The sequence below is a fragment of the Nonomuraea sp. CA-143628 genome (assembly GCF_050942315.1).
Taxonomy (GTDB): Bacteria; Actinomycetota; Actinomycetes; order Streptosporangiales; family Streptosporangiaceae; genus Nonomuraea.
Window position 1 is genome coordinate 11,147,942 of record NZ_CP192072.1, and the last position, 18,277, is coordinate 11,166,218.

An 18,277-nucleotide genomic window follows, 5' to 3' on the forward strand; every position below is an offset into this window, starting at 1 on the left:
CGTGCCTCAATCCAGGATCTCTAGCCGCACGTACGGCGGAGGCGGCTGCACGTTCGTCAGGTCGGCCTCCAGCACCACGTGGGCGCCGTTCCGCTCCACCTCCCTGAAACCCGCGAACGCGTAGGTGACCTGCATCATCCGGTTGCGTCCCGTCTCCACGAAGTCGGCCCGCACCGAGACGCCGGCCTCCTTCGCCAGCCGCATGACGTGGTTGAGCATGACCATCCCGACACCGCGCGACATCACCCGGCACGACATCAGCATCATGCGGAGCCGCCAGACCGTCTCCTCCTTCTCCACCAGCGCGAGCCCGATCTTGCCGTAGCTGCCGAACCGGTCCGTCAGCGAGGCCACCAGCAGCAGGTGGTCCGGCGACTCGCGCAGCTCGTCCAGCTCCTCGTAGGAGTAGGTGCGCCCGGTCGAGTTGAGCTGGTTGGTGCGTACCGTCAGCTCCTCGGCCCGCTGGAGGTCCTCCCGTTGAGCGGGCGCGATGGTGAAGGCCATCTTCAGCCCGGCCAGGAACTCCTCGTTGGTGCCGACGAACTCGCTCTCCAGCTCGTCCCTGGCGATCTGCCCCTGGTACATGCCGCGCCGCTGCGCCGACTCGTCGGTGACGAAGCGGGGGGTGAACTCCGGTCGTACCAGCGCCTCGTCCACGTCCGCGACGTCGACGCAGGTCACCTCCGGCACCTCGTGCGCCACCTCGGCGCGCTCGAACTCCTGGTCGTCCACGAACGCGAACGCGTCGAGCCCGAGGTTGAGCGCCTTGGAGATCTGGCGGATCGAGTCGGACTTGGCGTTCCAGTTGATGCGCGGGTAGAGGAACAGGTCGTCGAGGCCGAGCTCGCGCAGCTTGCCGAACGCCGCCTCATGGTCGTTCTTGCTGGCCACCGAGTGCAGCACGCCCATGCGGTCCAGCCGCCTGATGTGCTCGACGACCGCCGGGCGTACCTTGACGTTCTCGTCCTCCAGCAGCACGCCGTCCCACAGCGTGTTGTCGAGGTCCCACACGACGCACTTGATGCGGCCCTGCTTGGGCTTCTCGTGGAGTACGGCCACACTCACGACGTCACCTCCCGGTCCGCCTGGCCGGCGATCGTGATCCGCTGGATCTCGTTGCTGCCCTCGATGATCTCCATGACCTTGGCGTCCCGGTAGAAGCGGGCCACGGGATAGTCGGGGCTGCAGCCGTTGGCGCCGTGGATCTGGACCGCCTCCGACGCGTGCCTGGCGGCCGCGGTGGACGCGAAGTACTTCGCCACCCAGGTCGCCATGATCGTGGACGCCTCGCCGGCGTCCTTGAGCCGCCCCGCCTCGGCCAGCAGCAGCCGGGCCGCCCGCGCGTCGGTGACCATGTCGGACAGCTTGGCCTGGATCAGCGGCAGGTCCCGCAGCACCGAGCCGCCGACCTCGCGGGCCGAGGTGTAGGTCGCCGACGCCTCCAGGCACGCCTGGATGATGCCGACCGACCCGGCCGCCACGCTGTAGCGGCCGAGGTCGAGCGTGCCGGTGAGCACCATGCCCGCGGTGAACCCGCTGGGCCCGAGCAGCGCGTCGGCGTCGAGGCGCACGTCGTCGAACGTCACCTCCGCGAGCATCGACGCGCGGGTGCCCAGCATGTCGTCGATCGGGCGCACCTCGACCCCGGGACTCTCCCTGGGCACCAGGAACGCGCCGATGCTCGACGCGGTGCGGGCGAACACCAGGTACAGGTCCGCCCGCTGGCCGCCGGTGATCCACTTCTTGCCGCCGTTGAGCACCCAGCCCGTACCGGTCTGGACGGCGGTCGTGGTGATGCCCGAGGTGTCGCTGCCCGCGCCCGGCTCCGACAGGCAGAACGCGCCCAGGACCGCGCCCTTGGCCAGGGCCGGGGCCCACTTCTGCCGCTGCGCCGCGCTGCCCCACCGCTGCACCGCCCACGACACCATGGTGTGGACCGTGAGCAGGCTGCGTACCGACGAGCAGCCCCGGCCCACCTCCTCGTGGACCTCGCCGAGGGTGACCAGGTCCATTCCGGCGCCGCCCACCTCCTCGGGCAGGAAGGGGGCCCACAGACCGGCCTCGGCCATCCGGTCCAGCAGTTCCTCGGGGATGTAGCCGGCCTGGTCGTACGCCTCGGCGTACGGAACGATGAAGGTGTCCACGAACGCGCGGGCGCTGGCCCGGTCGGTGACCGGGAGCGTCTTCTGCGCGATCGGCGCCTGGGTGACGATCGTCACGCGGCCAGCTCCTCCGACAGCCGGCCCACCAGCTCGGCCATCGAGCCGGCGGTCCGGAAGTTGTCGATGCGCAGCTCCTCGTTCGGGATGGTGACCTCGAAGGTCTTCTCCACGAACATCACCAGCTCCATCGCGAACAGCGAGTTGACGAAGCCCAGGGAGAAGATGTCCTGGTCTGCGGTGATCTCGGCCTGCGGGTAGCGGCCGCGGACGAAGTCGAGGATCTGCGCCTCTGCGGTGTTCGACATAGCTGAGCTCCTTTGTTTGAGTTAGTTGGCGTAGGTGAAGAAGCCGCGGCCGGACTTGCGTCCGTGCAGACCGGCGTCGGTCATCTGCTTGAGCAGCGGGCACGGCCGGTACTTGCTGTCGGCGTAGTGCTCGTACAGCACCTCGACGCTGTAGAGGATGGTGTCGACGCCGATCAGGTCGGCGGTCTCCAGCGGCCCCATGGGGTGGCCGAAGCAGCTGCGGAACACCTCGTCGACGGACTCGGCCGTGGCCACGCCCTCGTGGACGAGGTAGGCGGCCTCGTTGACGGTGAGCATGAGCACCCGGTTGGAGATGAAGCCGCACGAGTCCTTGACGTCGACGGCCCGCTTGCCCATCGCGGCCAGCAGGTTCCTGGTCCGCTCGATGGTGTCGGGGGTGGTGTGGAAGCCGGGGATCAGCTCGACGGCCGGCTTGGCGGGCACCGGGTTCATGAAATGTACGCCGATGACCTTGTCGGGACGGCCCGTCACGGCGCCGACCTTGGTGATCGGGATGGCCGAGGTGTTGACGACGAACACGGTGTCGGGTCCGCAGGCCGCGTCGAGCGCCTCGTAGACCTCCCGCTTGACGTCCCAGTTCTCGGTCACGTTCTCGATGACGATCTCCGCCTTGGCCAGGGCGTCGGCGCCGACGGCCGTGGTGATCCTGGCGAGGATCGCGTCCGCGTCCAGGGCCGGGCCGCCCATGAGGCGGCTCATCCGGCTGTTGCGCTCGATGTTGGCGAGCGCCTGCTTGAGGATCTGCTCGTCCTTGTCGACCAGGACCACGTCGTGGCCGGTCTGGGCCAGGTTCTGGGCCACTCCCACGCCCATCACACCGGCGCCCACTACGCCGATCACTGTCATGACTGCTCCATTCGCTGTGTTGGTCTGCTTTGTTTGGGTCTCACCGGCCGCGTCTGCGGGCGGCGGAGGCTTCGAGTCCCGATCGGCGCAGCTGGGCACGTACGTGGCTGCCGCCGTCGGCGCCGGTCCCGAGCGCGTGCGCCGCGCCCGAGGACATGGCCTCGATGGTCTGGCCGAGAGCCGACACGGTCGGCGCCTCGTAGAGGATGTGCGGCGGCAACTCGTCCAGCTCGAACGCCCGGCGCATCGCGGCCACGATGCTGACGCCGAGCAGCGAGTTGCCGCCGAGCTCGAAGAAGTTGTCCAGGACGCCGACCCGGTCGAGCTTGAGCGAGTCGCACCAGATGCCGGCGATCTGCTCCTCGGCCGACCCCGACGGCTCCTGGTAGGGGGTGACCAGCTCGGGACGGGGATGCCGCTCACCGCTCACGCCGCCCACGGCGGGTGAGGTGACGGCCTCCAGGTTGAAGCGCGAACTGCCGAGCACCACCGTCGGGAAGTCCTGCGTGGACACCACGACCCGGGGCTCGCCGCTGGCCAGCGCGCGCAGCAGCGCCCGCCAGCCGTCCTCGAAGTCGATGCCGACCCGGGCCCGGTTGTCGCGGAAGAACTGCTGCAACGCGCCGTCGTACCCGGCCAGGCCCTCCTCCCAGGCGTTCCAGGTCCACTCGCCCCAGTCGATGGCCAGGACCCGCCTGCCAGTGTCGGCGAGCTGGTGGGCGTACCCGTCGAGGAAGGCGTTGGCGGCGCAGTAGTCCACCTGCCCTGGCCCGCCACCGGTCGCCGAGGTGATGGAGGCGAACAGCACCAGGAAGTCCAGCTCGACCTCATCGGGCTTGCCCATACGCAGCGCCTCGGCGATGGCCAGGGTGCCGCCGATCTTCGGAGCGAGCACCTGGTCCAGCTCGTCGGACCGCTTGAACTGCATCAACCCCATGCCGGGGACACCCGCCGCGTGGAGGACACCGTGGAGGGCACCGAACCGCTCGACCGCCGTGTCCACGGCCCGGCGGACGTCCTCGGGCTTGCTGACGTCACCGGTGACGATCTCGACACGGGCGCCGAGCTTCTCGATCTCGAGCACCTGGGCGATCCGCCGCCGGGTCGCCTCCTCAACTGTGCCCGCGCTCGCCAGGATGCGGGACCACTCCGATCGGGGTGGCAGGTCGCGGCGGGCGAGCAGGACGAGGTTGGCGTGGCAGTCGCGGGCCAGCCGTTCGGCCAGGCCGAGGGCGATGCCGCCGAGCCCGCCCGTGATCAGGTAGACACCGCCTTCGCGGAGCGTCTCCAGGTCTGGATCGGCCGCCATGGTCTCGTAACCGGGCACCCAGCGCCGGCCGTTGCGCAACGCCACGATCCGGTCGGCCTGCGGCCGCCGCAACTCGGCCACCAACCCACCGACCACCGAACCGCCCCTGCCGCTGGTTGCCAGGTCGATGAGGCGGGTGGCGACCTTCGGGTATTCCAGGGGGATCACCAGGCAGGGACCGATCAGCGTCGCGCCGTCCGGGTTGGACACGTCGTCGCCCAGCACCTGCTGCGTGCCGGTGACGGCGACGTCCAGGGACCAGTCGTCGGTGCCGGACTCCGCCGCCGCCCTGGCCAGCGCGACGAGCGTGTGCAGGCCGTACCGGATGGTGGTGTCGCCGGTGGCGGCGTCCAGCGTCCAGAGGTGGACGACCCGCTCCAGGGGCCGACCGGCGGCGCGCAGGTCGCGCAGCAGCGAGAGCGTGTCGCCGACGCTGCCGGGCCGCACCGTGTAGCCGTCGGGGGTGGCGGCGTACGCGTCGCCGGGGCGTACCAGCGTGACCGTGGCGCCCGCCGTCCGCCGCAGCTCGGCGGCGACCTGGTCGGCGAGCCCGTCGCGCGTGTAGACCAGCCACGAGCCCGGCTGCTCACCCGGCGCCGGCGCGGCGGTCTGCCGCCATACGGGCAGGTACATCCACTGGTCTTCCGGCAGCCTGGGCAGGTTCGTGATCGCCTCGAACAAGTTGTCCGGGTCGAGCGCGGGCAGTGCGCCGACCGGCTGCCGCCGCGCAGGGGTCGCGGGCGGGTCGATCCAGTAGCGCTGGCGCTGGAAGGGGTACGTCGGCAGCGGAATCCGCCCCGGCAATCCGGCCCCAGACCCTGTGGTGAGCCCGGTGTTCCGGTTTCTGCCGTGGTGGGCGGCCCAGTCGAGGTCGGCGCCGAGCAGCCACAGGCGGGCCAGGCAGCCCGCGAGCACCTCGTCGTCCGGGCGGCTGTCGCTGCCGCCGGGCAGCGCGTTGAGGATGAGCGGCCACCGCTGCGGCGGGCATCCGGCGGCGCGCACCAGGGCGCCGAGCGACTGCCCCGGGCCGATCTCGACCACGGCCAGCTCCGGGTCGGCGAGCAGCGCGTCGACCCCGTCCGCGAACCGTACGGTCCCGCACATGTGCCGGGCCCAGTAGCCCGGCTCGCACACCAGGTCCGCGTCGGCGATCCCGCCGGTCACGTTCGAGATGTACGGCAGGGCGGGCGGGTTGAGCTGGACGTTCGCCTCGACCCAGGCGGTCAGCTCGTCGCTCAGCCGGGCCAGCATCCTGGAGTGGAAGGCGTGGGTGGTCTGGAGCGGACGGCACGGGATCTCGGCCCGCCGCAGGTCGGCGAGGAGCCCGTCCATCGCCTCGACCGGACCGGCGACGACCGTCACCTGCGGGCCGTTGACGGCGGCCAGGTCCAGCCCCCGCTCGTCGAGCCTGAACCGGCGGCGCAGCTCACCGGCGGGCAGCGACACGGCGGCCATCGAGCCGGGCGGCACACCGTCGATCAGCTTCGCCCGGTACGCCACCAGCGCGATGGCGTCCGGCAGTGACAGGACTCCGGCCAGGCAGGCGGCGACGTACTCGCCGAGGCTGTAGCCCAGCATGATCCGCGGTTGTACGCCCCAGGTCATGAGCGTGCGGGCCAGGGCGTACTCGACGGCGAACAGGGCCGGCTGGACGACCTCCGTACGCTCCAGCAGGCCGACCCGCTCGTCCCCACCCGAGCCAACGGAACCGCCCGAGCCCGCAGACCCGTTCGAGCCCGCAGACCCGTTCGAGCCCGCAGACCCGTTCGAGCCTGTGCGGCCCAGCAGGGCGGCGAGGTCGGGGGCGGTGCCGCGGCCGCCCGCGAGCAGGTCCGCGAGGTCCACGTCGCCCAGCGGCCCGCGCAGGAGCTCCAGGCATTCGTCGAGCGCCGCGCGGAACTCCGGCTCGCGCCGGTACAGCTCAGTGACCAGACCGGGATACTGTTCCCCCGCGCCGGCGAACAGGAACGCCACCGGACGCCCCTGGACCGTGTCGACCCGGCTCAGCACGCCAGGGTTCGCCGACCGCACACCGGAGTTCGGCGACCCCCCGTTCAGCGCACCGGAGTTCGGCGACCCCCCGCCCAGCACGGCGGCGGCCGACTCAACGCTGTCGACGACGGCGACCCGCCGGTGCTCGAACGTCTTGCGCCCCACCTGGAGCGTGAACGCCACGTCCGCCAACCGAATACCGGGCGAGGCCGCCAGGTGCCGTCCAAGGCGCTCGCCCGCCTGGTCGGCCGCCGTGGCGTTACGCGCGGACACGGGCAGCACCTGGTACCTGCGGGAGGACTCGGGCGAAACCGGCGGTGCCGGGGGCCGGACAGGCGCCTCCTCGACGACCATGTGCACGTTGGTGCCGCCCATGCCGAGCGAGTTGATGCCCGCGATGCGCGGCCGCCCGTCGCGGGTCCGCCATGGGGAGAGCTCGGCGTTGACGTAGAAGGGGCTGTTCTCGAAGTCGATCTCCGGGTTGGGGCTGGTGTAGTGCAGGCTGGCCGGGATCACCCGTTCGCGCAGCGCGAGCGAGGTCTTGATCAGTCCGCTCGCGCCGGCGGCGCGGTCCAGGTGCCCGATGTTGGTCTTCACCGAGCCGATCGGGCAGTACTGCGTCTGCTCGGTGTCGCCGAACGCCCGCGTCAGCGCCGCCAGCTCGATCGGGTCGCCGAGCTCGGTGGCGGTGCCGTGCGCCTCGATGTAGCTGATGTCCTCGCCGGTCACCCCGGCGTCGGCCATCGCGTCGGCGATCACCCGGGCCTGGCCGACCACGCTCGGCGCGGTGAAGCCGACCTTGAGCGCGCCGTCGTTGTTCATCGCCGAGCCGCGGATCACGGCCCAGATGTGGTCGCCGTCGCGTACCGCGTCCGACAGCCGCTTGAGCAGCACCACCGCGGCCCCGTCACCGAACATGCTGCCCCGCGCCCGCGCGTCGAACGTCCGCACGTGACCGTCGGGCGACTCCTGCCCCCCGGGCCCGAACTTGTGACCGACCCGGTCGGGCACCCGGATCGACACGCCGCCGGCCAGTGCCAGCTCGCACTCGCCGTTGCGCAGGCTCTGCACCGCCAGGTGCGCCGCGACCAGCGAGGTCGAGCAGAACGTCTGCACCGCGACACTCGGCCCGTACAGGTCGAACAGGTAGGAGACCGTCGTGGTGAGCGCGTCCTTGTCGTTGCCCATGATGATCTCGTAGTGGCTGACCTCCTCCTCGTCGTTCAGGAGGTGCTCGCCCATACGGAGCAGGTACGTGCTGATGTTGCTGCCGCCGAACACGCCGACCCGGCCCCTGCTCTCGGGCACCGCGTACCCGGCCTGCTCCAGCGCCTCCCAGCAGACCTCGATGAACGCCCGCTGCTGCGGGTCGGTGATCGCGGCCATCCGGGGGCTCAGGCCGAAGAACGCGGCGTCGAAGCCGCTGACGTCGTCGAGCACGGGGCGCGCGGGGACGTACGAGGGGTCGTGGATGAGGTCGGGGGCCACTCCGGCGGCCAGCAGCTCCTCCTCGGAGAAGAAGCTGATGGATTCGACGCCTTCGCGGAGGTTGTTCCAGAACGCACCCACGTCGGTGGCACCCGGGAAGTGGCCGGCCATGCCGACGATGGCGATCCGCCGGTCGTCGTCCATGTCGCTGCCGGAGCCGGAGCCGATGCCGGAGTGGTCGGCAGGTCCGGTGGTGCCTTCCACGGCCTTCTGGGCGACCCGCTTGGCCACCGTCGCGGTGCGGGCACTCGGCTTCGCGGTACGGCCGGCGCCCTTCTCGTCGAGGATTCCGGCGAGCGTGTGCACCGTCGGCGCCTCGAACAGCATCACCGTCGGTACCGCGAACCCGAACCGCTTCTTCACCAGAGCCAGCATCTGCAGCGCGACGAGCGAGTTGCCGCCGAGGTCGAAGAAGTTGTCCCGGGTCCCGACCGGCTCGATGCCGAGCACGTCGGACCACAGCTCGGCCAGCGCCCGCTCGGTCGCCGTCAGCGGCGGGCTGTAGGGCTGGGGCAGCTCGGGACGGGGGAACCTGGTGCCGTCCACCCCTGGCTCCGGCCCGCTCACCGCCCGGGGCAGCCGGTCGTCGAGACCGCCCGCCGCCACCACGAGGCTCGGCCGGTTGTCGGCCACCAGCCGGTCGAACGCCGCCAGCCCCTCCTCGGTGCTCATGGCGTGCGCGGCCATCGCGGCGCCGATGCCGCCTTCCATGCCTTCGAGCGTCCGCGACCATGTGTCCCAGCTCGCGGCGACCCACCGGGTGGGCGAGGCCGTGGTGTCGTGGGCGACCGCCGTGAGCGCGGCGTTCGCCGCCGCGTAGCTGCCGAACGTGATGCCGCCCAGCAGCGACGATGTCGAGGAGAACAGCAGGCAGAAGCCGGGCGCCCGCTCGGCGGGGAGGTCGGCGAGCACCTCACGCAGGACCAGCGCGCCCGTGACCTTCGCGCCGAAGTGCCGCGCGACGGCTTCCTGGTCGAGGTCGCGCATCGACAGGAACGTGTTCCGGCCGGTCTCGGCGGCGGCATGAATCACCCCGTCGAGCCGCCCACCCGCCCGCAGCACCCCGTCTGACGCCCCGCTTCGCGCGTCCCCGAGCACCTCGGCCGACGTCTCGGCTTGCGCGTCGCCGAGCACCTCGGCCAGCAGGGTGCGCATCGCGTCGGCGTCTGTCACGTCGGCCTGCGGCGTCAGTACCTCGGCCCCGAGCGCCCGCAACCGCTGGACGCCCTCGTGGCGCGGGTCACCGGCCGTGGCGGGCACGCCGCCCCGGCTGGTGAGGATCAGCCGGGCGGCTCCGGCCCGCACCAGGTGCTCGGCCACCAGCAGCCCGACATCCCCGAGACCACCGGTCATCAGGTACGTCCCACCGGGCCGTACCTCCAGACCGGCCGTCAGGTTTCCGCCCGACCCGACCGCCTGCGTACCTTCCGGAGCGGCCGTCTGTGCCCCGTCCTGGTCGGCGGGGACGTAGTCGCGGGTGTGGCGGCGTCCGTCGCGGTAGGCCACCAGAGCGTCGGTCGCCGGATCGCGGAGCTCGGCCACCAGGTCCCGGGCCGTCGCGGCGACGTCGGCTCCGGCCTCGACGTCCACGCAGCGGCAGTCGAGGTTGAGGTACTCCTGGTTGGCGACCAGCGGCAGCGTGGCGGCGGCGGCGTGGCCGGGGTCCGGCACCTCGCCGTCGCCGACCGCCTGGCCGCCCCGGGTGGCCACGATGATCCTGGTGCTGTCGCCGCCCTCGCTGCCCCAGGCGTCCAGCATCCGGGAGAGCGGGAGCACCACCTGACGCCCGTCGCCACCGGAGCCGGCGTGGTCGAGCAGCCGCAGGTCGAGCAGGACCGTCGGGGTCTCGCTCGCCAAACTCCTGGCCAGGGTGGCGTGGTCGGCCGCCGACTTGGGGTCGATCGTGTAGCCGCCGGTCATCTCGGCGAACGCGGCGCCCGGCCGTACCAGCACGATCTCGGTGCCGTCGGAGCGCAGCGACTCGACGACCGCGTCGGCGACACCGCCCGTGTCGGCGAGCACCACCCAGCGCCCCGCCGCGCCCCCTGCCAGCGAAGTCGCGCCAGAGACGGTGGTCAGGTCGGTCGCGATCCAGCGCGGAATCATGAGCTGGACGTGCGGTGCCGCCTCCTCGGGAGCAGAGGTAGGAGCGGCAAGGGCTGCGGCCAGGGCGGTCGTCGCGGGCCCGGCCTGGTGGCGGGGCGGGTCGATCCAGTAGCGCTCCCGCTGGAACGGGTAGCCGGGCAGCCCCACCTTGCGTACCGGGCGATCCTGCCGGTATCCGGCCCAGTCGACCGGCACGCCCGCCAGCCACAACCGCCCCAGCCCCTCGGCCAGCACGGTGCCGGCCGGGCGGGGGTCGGCGGCGGCGGGGAGCGTGGAGACCATCAGCGGCCAGCGGTCCCGGGGGCAGTCGCGGTGACCGCGGGCCATCGCCCCGAGCGACTGCCCGGGGCCGATCTCCAGCAGCGCGAGCTCCCCCTGGTCGAGCAGCGTGCCGAGCACGGCGTCGAACAGCACCGGCCCGCACATGTGCCGCGCCCAGTAGCCGGGGTCGGTCGCCTCGGAGGCGGTGATGAGGGCACCGGTGACGTTCGAGACGTAGGGGATGCGCGGCTCTTCGAGCGTGATGTGGGTGGCGATCCAGCGGGTCAGCTCGTCGCGTACCGGCTCCATCATCCGCGAGTGGAACGCGTGGCTGGTGGCCAGCGGCCGGCACGGCACCGACTCGCCCGCCAGGAACTCCCTGGCCGCCTCCATCGCGGCGGGCGGACCGGCGAGCACGGTGAGTTCGGGGCCGTTGACCGCGGCCACGTCCACGTCGGCGATGCCCGCCCGCTCCAGCCGGGTCCGCAGGTCGTCGGCGGCCAGCGGAACGGCGCTCATCGCGCCGGCCGGCAGCGCGTCGATCAGCCGCGCCCGGTGGGCGACCAGCGCCAGCGCCGAGTCCAGGGTGAGGACGCCCGCCAGGCAGGCGGCCACGTACTCGCCGAGGCTGTAGCCGGCCAGCAGCGCCGGTTCGATGCCCCAGGAGCGTACGAGCTGGGCCAGGGCGTACTCGACCGCGAACAGCGCGGGCTGCAACACGGCGGTGGGCATGGTGTCGACCGGCGCCGCCTCCCGCCCGAGCAGCCGGTCGAGCCCGGCGGCCTGGCCGGGCTGCCTGGGGCGCAGCAGCTCGGCGAGCGGGTCGACCCCGCCGAGGTGGTCGCGGAGCGTGGCCCGGCACTCGTCGAGCGTCTGCCTGAACACCGGCTCGGTCTCGTACAGGTCGGCGGCCAGGCCCGGGTACTGCTCGCCGGTGCCCGCGATGAGGAACGCGACGGGCCGGTCGGCGCGGCTGTCCGCGCGGGCCAGCACTCCGGTGTCGCGCAGCCCGGCGACGGCCTCGTCCACGGTGGCGGCGACCAGCATCCGGCGGTGCCCGAAGACCTGCCGCCCGGCCTGCAGCGTGTGGGCGACGTCGGGCAAGTGGGGGGTTTCGGAGTCGGCCGCGAGGTGGTCGGTTGCCGCATCAGCCGTGGCGGATGCGAGGTGGTCGGCGAGGCGTTCGGTCATGGCGTCGGCCGCGGCGGCGGACCGCGCGGACCACACCAGCAGCTCCGGACGCGACGCCGCAGCCGAAACCGGAACGGAGGGCACCGGAACAGCGGGCGCCTCTTCCAGCACCACATGCGCGTTGGTCCCGCCGATGCCGAACGCGCTCACTCCCGCCCGCCGGGTCCGGCCAGGCCTGCGCGGCCAGGCGATGAGCCTGGTGACCACCTCCAGCTCGGCCTCACCGGCGCTGAGCTGCGGGTTGGGCTCGGTGAGGTTGCGGGTGGGCGGGATCTCGTCGTGGCGCAGGGCGAGGGCGGTCTTGATGAGGCTGGTGACGCCGGCCGCCCGGTCGAGGTGGCCGAGGTTCGTCTTGACGGAGCCGATCAGGCACGACTCGTCGTGGAACACCTGCTGCAACGCCGCCAGCTCGGCCGCGTCGCCGAGCGCGGTGCCGGTGCCGTGCGCCTCGACGTAGTCGATGTCGGCGGGCATCAGCCCGGCGCTGGCGAGCGCCTCGGCCATGACGGCGGCCTGGCCCTGTACGCCGGGAGCGGTGAAGCCCACCTTCCTGCCCGCGTCGTTGTTGACGGCCCAGCCCCGGATGACGGCGTAGATCTGGTCACCGGCGGCCAGCGCGTCCTCCAGCCGACGCAGCGCCACCACGCCGACGCCGCTGCCGAGCGGGCTGCCGAGGCCGCCCGCGTCGAAGGCCCGGCACTCGCCGTCGGGCGGCGCGATGCCGCCCTGCTGGTACAGGTAGCCGACCCGGTGCGGCACGTTGACCGCGACGCCGCCCGCCAGCGCCAGGTCGCACTCGAACCCGGCCAGGCTGGAGGCCGCCGCGCAGACCGCGACGAGCGAGGTGGAGCAGTAGCTCTGCACCGCGTAGCTCGGGCCCGACAGGCCCAGCGTGTGGGCCACGCGCAGGGTCAGCGAGTCCTTGTCGTTGGCCAGGCCGAGGGCCAGCTCGCCCATGGTGGCGGCGATGTCGTTCGGCATCAGGTTGTGCTGCAGGTACGAGCTCCAGCCGGACCCGCCGAAGACGCCGATCGCGCCGTCGAAGCGGGTGGGGTCGCACCCGGCGTCCTCCAGTGCCTCCCAGCTGTGCTCCAGGAACAACCGGTGCTGCGGGTCGAGGATCTGCGCCTCCTTCGGGCTGAACCCGAAGAAACCCGCGTCGAACAGCTCGACGCCGTCGATCACCGCCCCGGCCTTCACGTACCCGGGATCGGCCAACAGGTCCTCGGGCACTCCAGCGGCCCGCAACTCGTCATCGGTGAACCGGGTGATGCCGGAACGGCCATCACGGATGTTCGCCCACAATCCGGCCACATCGGCGGCGCCGGGGAACCGCCCCGACATCCCGACTATCGCAATGTCATTGCCGGAGACCTCACCGGCCAGCTCATCAGTCACGTCAACGGTCCTTATCTCGGGACTCAAGCTCAAGTCGGGCTTCATTTCCGTCCGCCCCCGGAACGGGCCCGGCGCCGTCGCTGCCCCCGAGCCGAGCTGGTGGTGAGTGCCTGCCGTGCGGAGCCGTCGTCCGACCGCTCCAGCGCGGTCGCGAACTCCGCGACCGTCGGGTGCTCGAACAGCACCGCGGGCGCGATGGCCACGCCGAGCTCCTTCTCGATGGCGAGCACCATGGCCATGCCGACCAGGGAGTTGCCTCCGAGATCGAAGAACGGGTCGTGCACGCCGACCTGCTCGATGCCCAGATAGGCACCCCACAGGTCAGCGATCTTGGTCTCGGTCTCGTTCCTGGGCGCCACGTACTCGGTCCGCAGCAGCGGCCGCGGGAACCGCTCCCCGCGCGGCGCCGACGCCGCACCGACCAAGGCGTCGAGGTCGATCATGGACGACCAGTCGCGCAGGACGTCCCGCAGCGGCTGGCGCGCGGCCAGGACGCTGCCGTGGCCGCCGGTCACGATCCGGTCGAGGAACGCGCAGCCCGCCTCCTCGGCGAACCCGTACCTCTCCCGGTAGGCGGTCACCCGCTGGGCGAGGCTGGAGGCGCCCTTGAGGGAGTCGGCCTGCCAGTCGTCGTGCTGCCACGGTCCCCAGGCAACTGACAACACCCTGGTGGACGGCGCGGTGGCCGCCAGCGCCTCGCCGTACGCGTCGAGCACGGTGTTGGCGGCGCAGTAGTCGCCCTCGCCGATGCCGCCGAACGCGGTCACGGCGGAGGAGTACAGGACCAGGAGTTCGGGCCGCTCCTCGGCAGGGGTGTCCGGGCCGACCAGCTCGGCGAGGGGTCCCATCGCCAGGACCTTGGGCGCGAGCACCGCCCCCGCCTCGGCCACGGTCCGCCGCTGCACCATCCCGCCCGCCGGGACGCCGGCCGCGTGGACCACACCGGTCAGCGTGCCGAAGTGCTCCCGGCACTGGCGCAACGCCCGCCGCAGCTCGTCGGGGACACCGGCGTCGGCGGTCAGCAACAACACCTCGGCCCCGGCCGCCTCCAGCTCGGCGACGTCCGCCAGACTCCGCGCCACCTTCCCGCCCGGTTCGGGCACATCCCGCGCGCTGGGTCCCGCCTCTGCGTCCGGCGAGCCGCCGTGCGGAGCGGCTTTCAGTGGGGTACGGCCCACCAGGGCGAGCCGCCGCGCTCCGGCGCGTACCAAGTGCTTGGCCAGCCCCATGCCGAGTCCCCGGGCACCACCGGTGATCAGGTAGACGCCGTCGGCCCGCCACGGGCTCCCGGTCGGTTCGCCCTGGTCCGGGACCTCGCCCCAGCTCTTCACCCAGCGACGGCCGCGCCGCCAGCCGGTCAGCCGGTCGTGCGCCTCGTCGGGCTCCCTGAGCAGCTCGTGGACGAGCTGCCCGGCCGCCTGCGCGTCGTCCTCCGGGTCGAGGTCGACACCGCTCCAGGTCAGTCCGGTGTACTCGTGGTGCGCCGCCCGCCCGAGCCCGTGCGTCACGGCCCGGTACGGTGCGAGCGCGTCGCCGCCCAGGATCTCGGCGGCCCCTTGGGTGACCGTCAGCAGCCGGACCCCCTGGCGCGCGGGCAGCTCACCCAGCGCCTGTACGGCCAGCAGCAGGCTGTCGAACCCGTACCCGATGGCCGCCCGCAGCTCCTCGTCGGTGGCGTACACCGGGGTGGCGGCGGTGGCGAGCCGGCTCCACAGATGGACCACGTGCACCGGCCCCGGCTCCGTGACGGCGGCGAACACCTGGGCGTAGTGCTCGGGCGCGGCGGGATCGATGACGATGCGGCGACCGTCCTGCCGCAGCCCGCTTCCGGCGACGACCTCGATCACCTGAGTCCCGGCTGCGGCGGCCGACTCGGCGAGCCCCGCACCGACCCCCGCCGGGTCGGCGAACACCACCAACGGCCCACTGAGCTCTACGGCAGGTGCGACGCCCCCAGGACGGCCGTCGCCAGAGGCGAGGTGCGCCGGACCAGGGCGGGAGCCGAAGTGCGGCGCAATGTCGCGAGAGGCCAGGTCCGTCGGGCCAGAGCGGGAGGCGAGGTGCGTCGGGGTGGGGCGGGTGGTGTCCTGCTGCCAGATCGGGGCGAAGGCGAAGTCGGCCGGTTTGGCGGGCCGGTCGGTTCGGGGGACGTCCCGGCCCTGGTCCGGCCAGAAGCGGGTGCGCTGGAACGGGTAGGCGGGCAGGTCGACGAGGCGGGCGCCGGTGGGCCGCGTGGGCTGCCAGTTCAGCGTGACGCCCAGCTCCCACAGCCGCCCGCACGCCTCCAGCAGCTCGGACCGCGCGTCCCGCCGCTCCCCCGCCGTCCACAGCGGCGGCAGGGTGCCGAGTACGGTGGCCGGCCGGTCGGACAGGTTCTGCCGGACCAGCCCGCCGAGGGTCTGACCGGGACCGAGCTCGACGAAGACGTCCACTTCCTGCGAGACGCAGTGCCGCACGGCGTCGGCGAACCGGACCGGGCTGACCAGCTGATCGGCCCAGTACTGGGAACTGGTGGCCTGTTCGGCCGTCAGCGCGACGCCGGTGAGGTTGGACACGATGGTGGTGGCCGGGGCCTGGCGCGACACGGAGTCGAGCAGCGCGGCCAGCTTCTCGCGGGCCGGCTGGAGCAGCGACGAGTGGAACGCGTGCGCGGACCGCAGCGGCCGACAGGCGACACCCTCGGCGGTGAGGCGCCGGGTCACGGCCTCGATGTCCTCGGGGCGCCCGCTGAGCACGGTCATCGAGGGCCCGTTGAGCGCCGCGACATCCACCTCGGCCTCGGTGCCGACGAGCAGTCCCAGTACGCGGCCCTCACCCTTGGCCGGCTTTTCCCGAACGCCGTCCTCACTCTCGTCGAGCAGTTCCCGCACACGGTCCTCGCCTGCGGCGACGGCGACCATGCGGCCCGCCGGGGCGGCGGCGATCAGGCGGGCTCGTTCGGCCACCACGTACAGGGCGTCCTCGAGGGTGAACACGCCGCCGAGGCAGGCCGCCACGTATTCGCCGAGGCTGTAGCCGATGAGCAGGTCCGGGGTGACGCCCCAGTGGGACAGGAGCCGGGCGAGCGCGTACTCGACGGTGAAGAGGAACGGGTGCGCGATCTCGGCGTGGCTGAGCGGATCGTCGGCCCGATCTTGCCCGGCGCCGTCACGGCCCAGCAGCGCGGCAAGGTCCCCGTCCGAGGGCCGTACCTGGTCGGCGGCCTCCTGGTGAATGGCAGGGTTCTCATCGTCGCTTCGGGGGCCGAACAGGGGGCGCAGGTCCACGCCGCACCGGTCGGCGGCCAGCTCGACGCAGCGGTCCACCGCCTCGGCGTAGACGGGCTCGGTGCGGTACAGCTCCCTGCCGAGGTCCGCGTACTGGTCGCCGACGCCGGGTAGCAGGAACGCGACCCGGGGACGGCCCTTCACCCGGTGCACGCCGCCCTCGATGGCGACGCGGCCCAGCAGGCGTACGGCGTCCGGGAGGTCGGCGCAGACCAGGGCGCGCCGGTGGTCGTGCTCGGCGCGACCGGCCTGCAGCGTGCGAGCCACGTCGGCCAGGGCCACCGCTGACCGGGCCGAGTCCGACCGCGCCAAGTCCGGCCGGGCCAAGTCCGGCCGCGCCGAGTCCGACCGGGCCGAGTCCGACCGGGCCGCCAACGCCGTGGCCAGGCGCCCGGCGTGCTCCCGGAGGGCCGCGTCGCTGGCCGCCGACACGGGCAGCACCAGCGCCCGAGCAACGCCGACCATGCCGTGCCCGGCGACGGCGGCTTCCGGCAGGTCGTCGGACGACCTCCCCGCATCGCCGAGCTCGGGGGCGGATTCCAGGATGACGTGGGCGTTCGTGCCCGACCAGCCGAACGAGCTCACCCCCGCCAGCCGCGCCCCCGCCCCCGTGAACGCCTGCGGCGTCCCGGCCATCGGCACTACGGTCCCATCCTCCGGGATCGCCGCCGCCGGTTCCGACAGGTGCAGGTTCGGCGGGATCAGCTCGTTCTCCAGCACCAGGATCGTCTTGATCAGCCCGGCCACCCCGGCCGCCGCCTGGGTGTGGCCGATGTTGGTCTTCACCGCGCCGACCCGTAACGGTCGCGTGCCGGGGCGCTGACCGAAGACGTCGTGCAGGGCCGACAGCTCGATGGCGTCCCCCAGGTGGGTTCCCGAGCCGTGCGCCTCCACGTACGAGATGTCATCCGGGGCGACCCGCGCGGCGGCCAGGGCGCGGCCGATCACGTCGGCCTGGGCGCCACGGCTGGGGGCGGTGAGACCGTTGCTGCGGCCGTCCTGGTTGACGGCCGAGCCGCGGATCACCGCGCGGACGCGCCGGCCGTTCTGGATCGCCTTGGACAGCGGCTCCAGCACCACGACGCCGCCGCCCTCGCCCATGACGTAACCGTCGGCGCTCGCGTCGAACGTCTTGCACTTCCCGTCCGCGCACAGCATCGACGCCGCGCACGCCTGGATGAAGGTGCTCGGGTGGAACGTCATCGACGCCCCGGCGGCTATCGCGAGGTCGCATTCGCCGCGCCGCAGCGCCTCCGCCGCGAGGTGGACCGCGATCAGCGAGGACGAGCACGCCGTGTCGATGGCCATGGTGGGGCCGCACAGGTTGAGCAGGTACGCGATGCGCCCGGCCGCGACGCTCATGGACGAGCCCTGGCCCAGGTACGGGTCCGCGAGCGCCTCCGCGCCGTGCCGTTCGAGCTGGAGCCTGCCGTACTGGAGGCTGTCCATGTAGCCGACCATCACGCCGGTACGGCTGCCCGACAGGCGCGACGGCGGCGCGCCCGCGTCTTCCAGGCCTTCCCAGGCCAGTTCGAGCAGGAGGCGCTGCGTCGGGTCCATCCTCAGGGCCTCGCGCGGCGAAAGGCCGAAGAACTCCGCGTCCCAGCCGGCGATGTCCGGCAGGAAGGAGCCGTACCTGGTGTACATGCCGCCGGGGGTGCGCGGGTCGGGGTCGTAGTAGTCGTCGATGTCCCAGCGGGAGGACGGCACTTCGGTGACCGCGCTGCCGCCGTCGCGCAGCAGGTTCCAGAAACCCTCGACCGTGTCGCCACCGCCGGGGTAGCGGCACGCCATCCCGATGATCGCGATGGGCTCGTGCTGACGATCTTCGGCCTCGGCGAGGCGGCGGCGCGTCTGGGTCAGTTCGACGGTGACGCGCTTGAGATAGTCGCGAAGTTTGTCCTCGGTCGCCATCGGACGAGCCTTTCCGGT

The 18,277-nt window shown here is 72.6% G+C and carries 6 protein-coding genes; all 6 read right to left on the bottom strand.

The genetic code is table 11. The features are described from left to right. Positions 1–6: 6 nt before the first annotated feature. From ACQP2T_RS50525 to ACQP2T_RS50550, 6 genes are read right to left on the bottom strand one after another with little or no spacing between them, the layout of a single operon-like run. A complete protein-coding gene (locus ACQP2T_RS50525; protein WP_433511941.1) occupies positions 7–1,065 on the bottom strand; it encodes an HAD-IIIC family phosphatase in 1,059 nt (352 codons plus the stop codon). Further along, positions 1,062–2,219, bottom strand: a complete 1,158-nt coding sequence (locus tag ACQP2T_RS50530; protein ID WP_433511942.1) for an acyl-CoA dehydrogenase family protein — start codon at positions 2,217–2,219, stop codon at positions 1,062–1,064. Before ACQP2T_RS50530 ends, ACQP2T_RS50525 begins: the two co-directional genes overlap by 4 nt. Then, entirely contained in the window at positions 2,216–2,467 is a 252-nt protein-coding gene (locus ACQP2T_RS50535) for an acyl carrier protein (protein WP_433511943.1), read from the bottom strand. Before ACQP2T_RS50535 ends, ACQP2T_RS50530 begins: the two co-directional genes overlap by 4 nt. 21 nt (positions 2,468–2,488) lie before the next feature. Continuing rightward, positions 2,489–3,334 carry a 3-hydroxyacyl-CoA dehydrogenase family protein gene (locus tag ACQP2T_RS50540; RefSeq protein ID WP_357942093.1) on the bottom strand — a complete coding sequence of 282 codons (846 nt, stop codon included), beginning with the start codon at positions 3,332–3,334 and terminating at the stop codon, positions 2,489–2,491. Positions 3,335–3,374: 40 nt separating this feature from the next. Then, complete coding sequence (locus tag ACQP2T_RS50545; protein WP_433511944.1) at positions 3,375–13,079, bottom strand: SDR family NAD(P)-dependent oxidoreductase; 9,705 nt, start codon at positions 13,077–13,079, stop codon at positions 3,375–3,377. A 41-nt stretch (positions 13,080–13,120) separates the two neighbouring features. After that, positions 13,121–18,259 (bottom strand): beta-ketoacyl synthase N-terminal-like domain-containing protein, encoded by a 5,139-nt coding sequence (locus ACQP2T_RS50550; RefSeq protein WP_433511945.1) that lies wholly within the window; start codon positions 18,257–18,259, stop codon positions 13,121–13,123. Positions 18,260–18,277 lie beyond the last annotated feature (18 nt).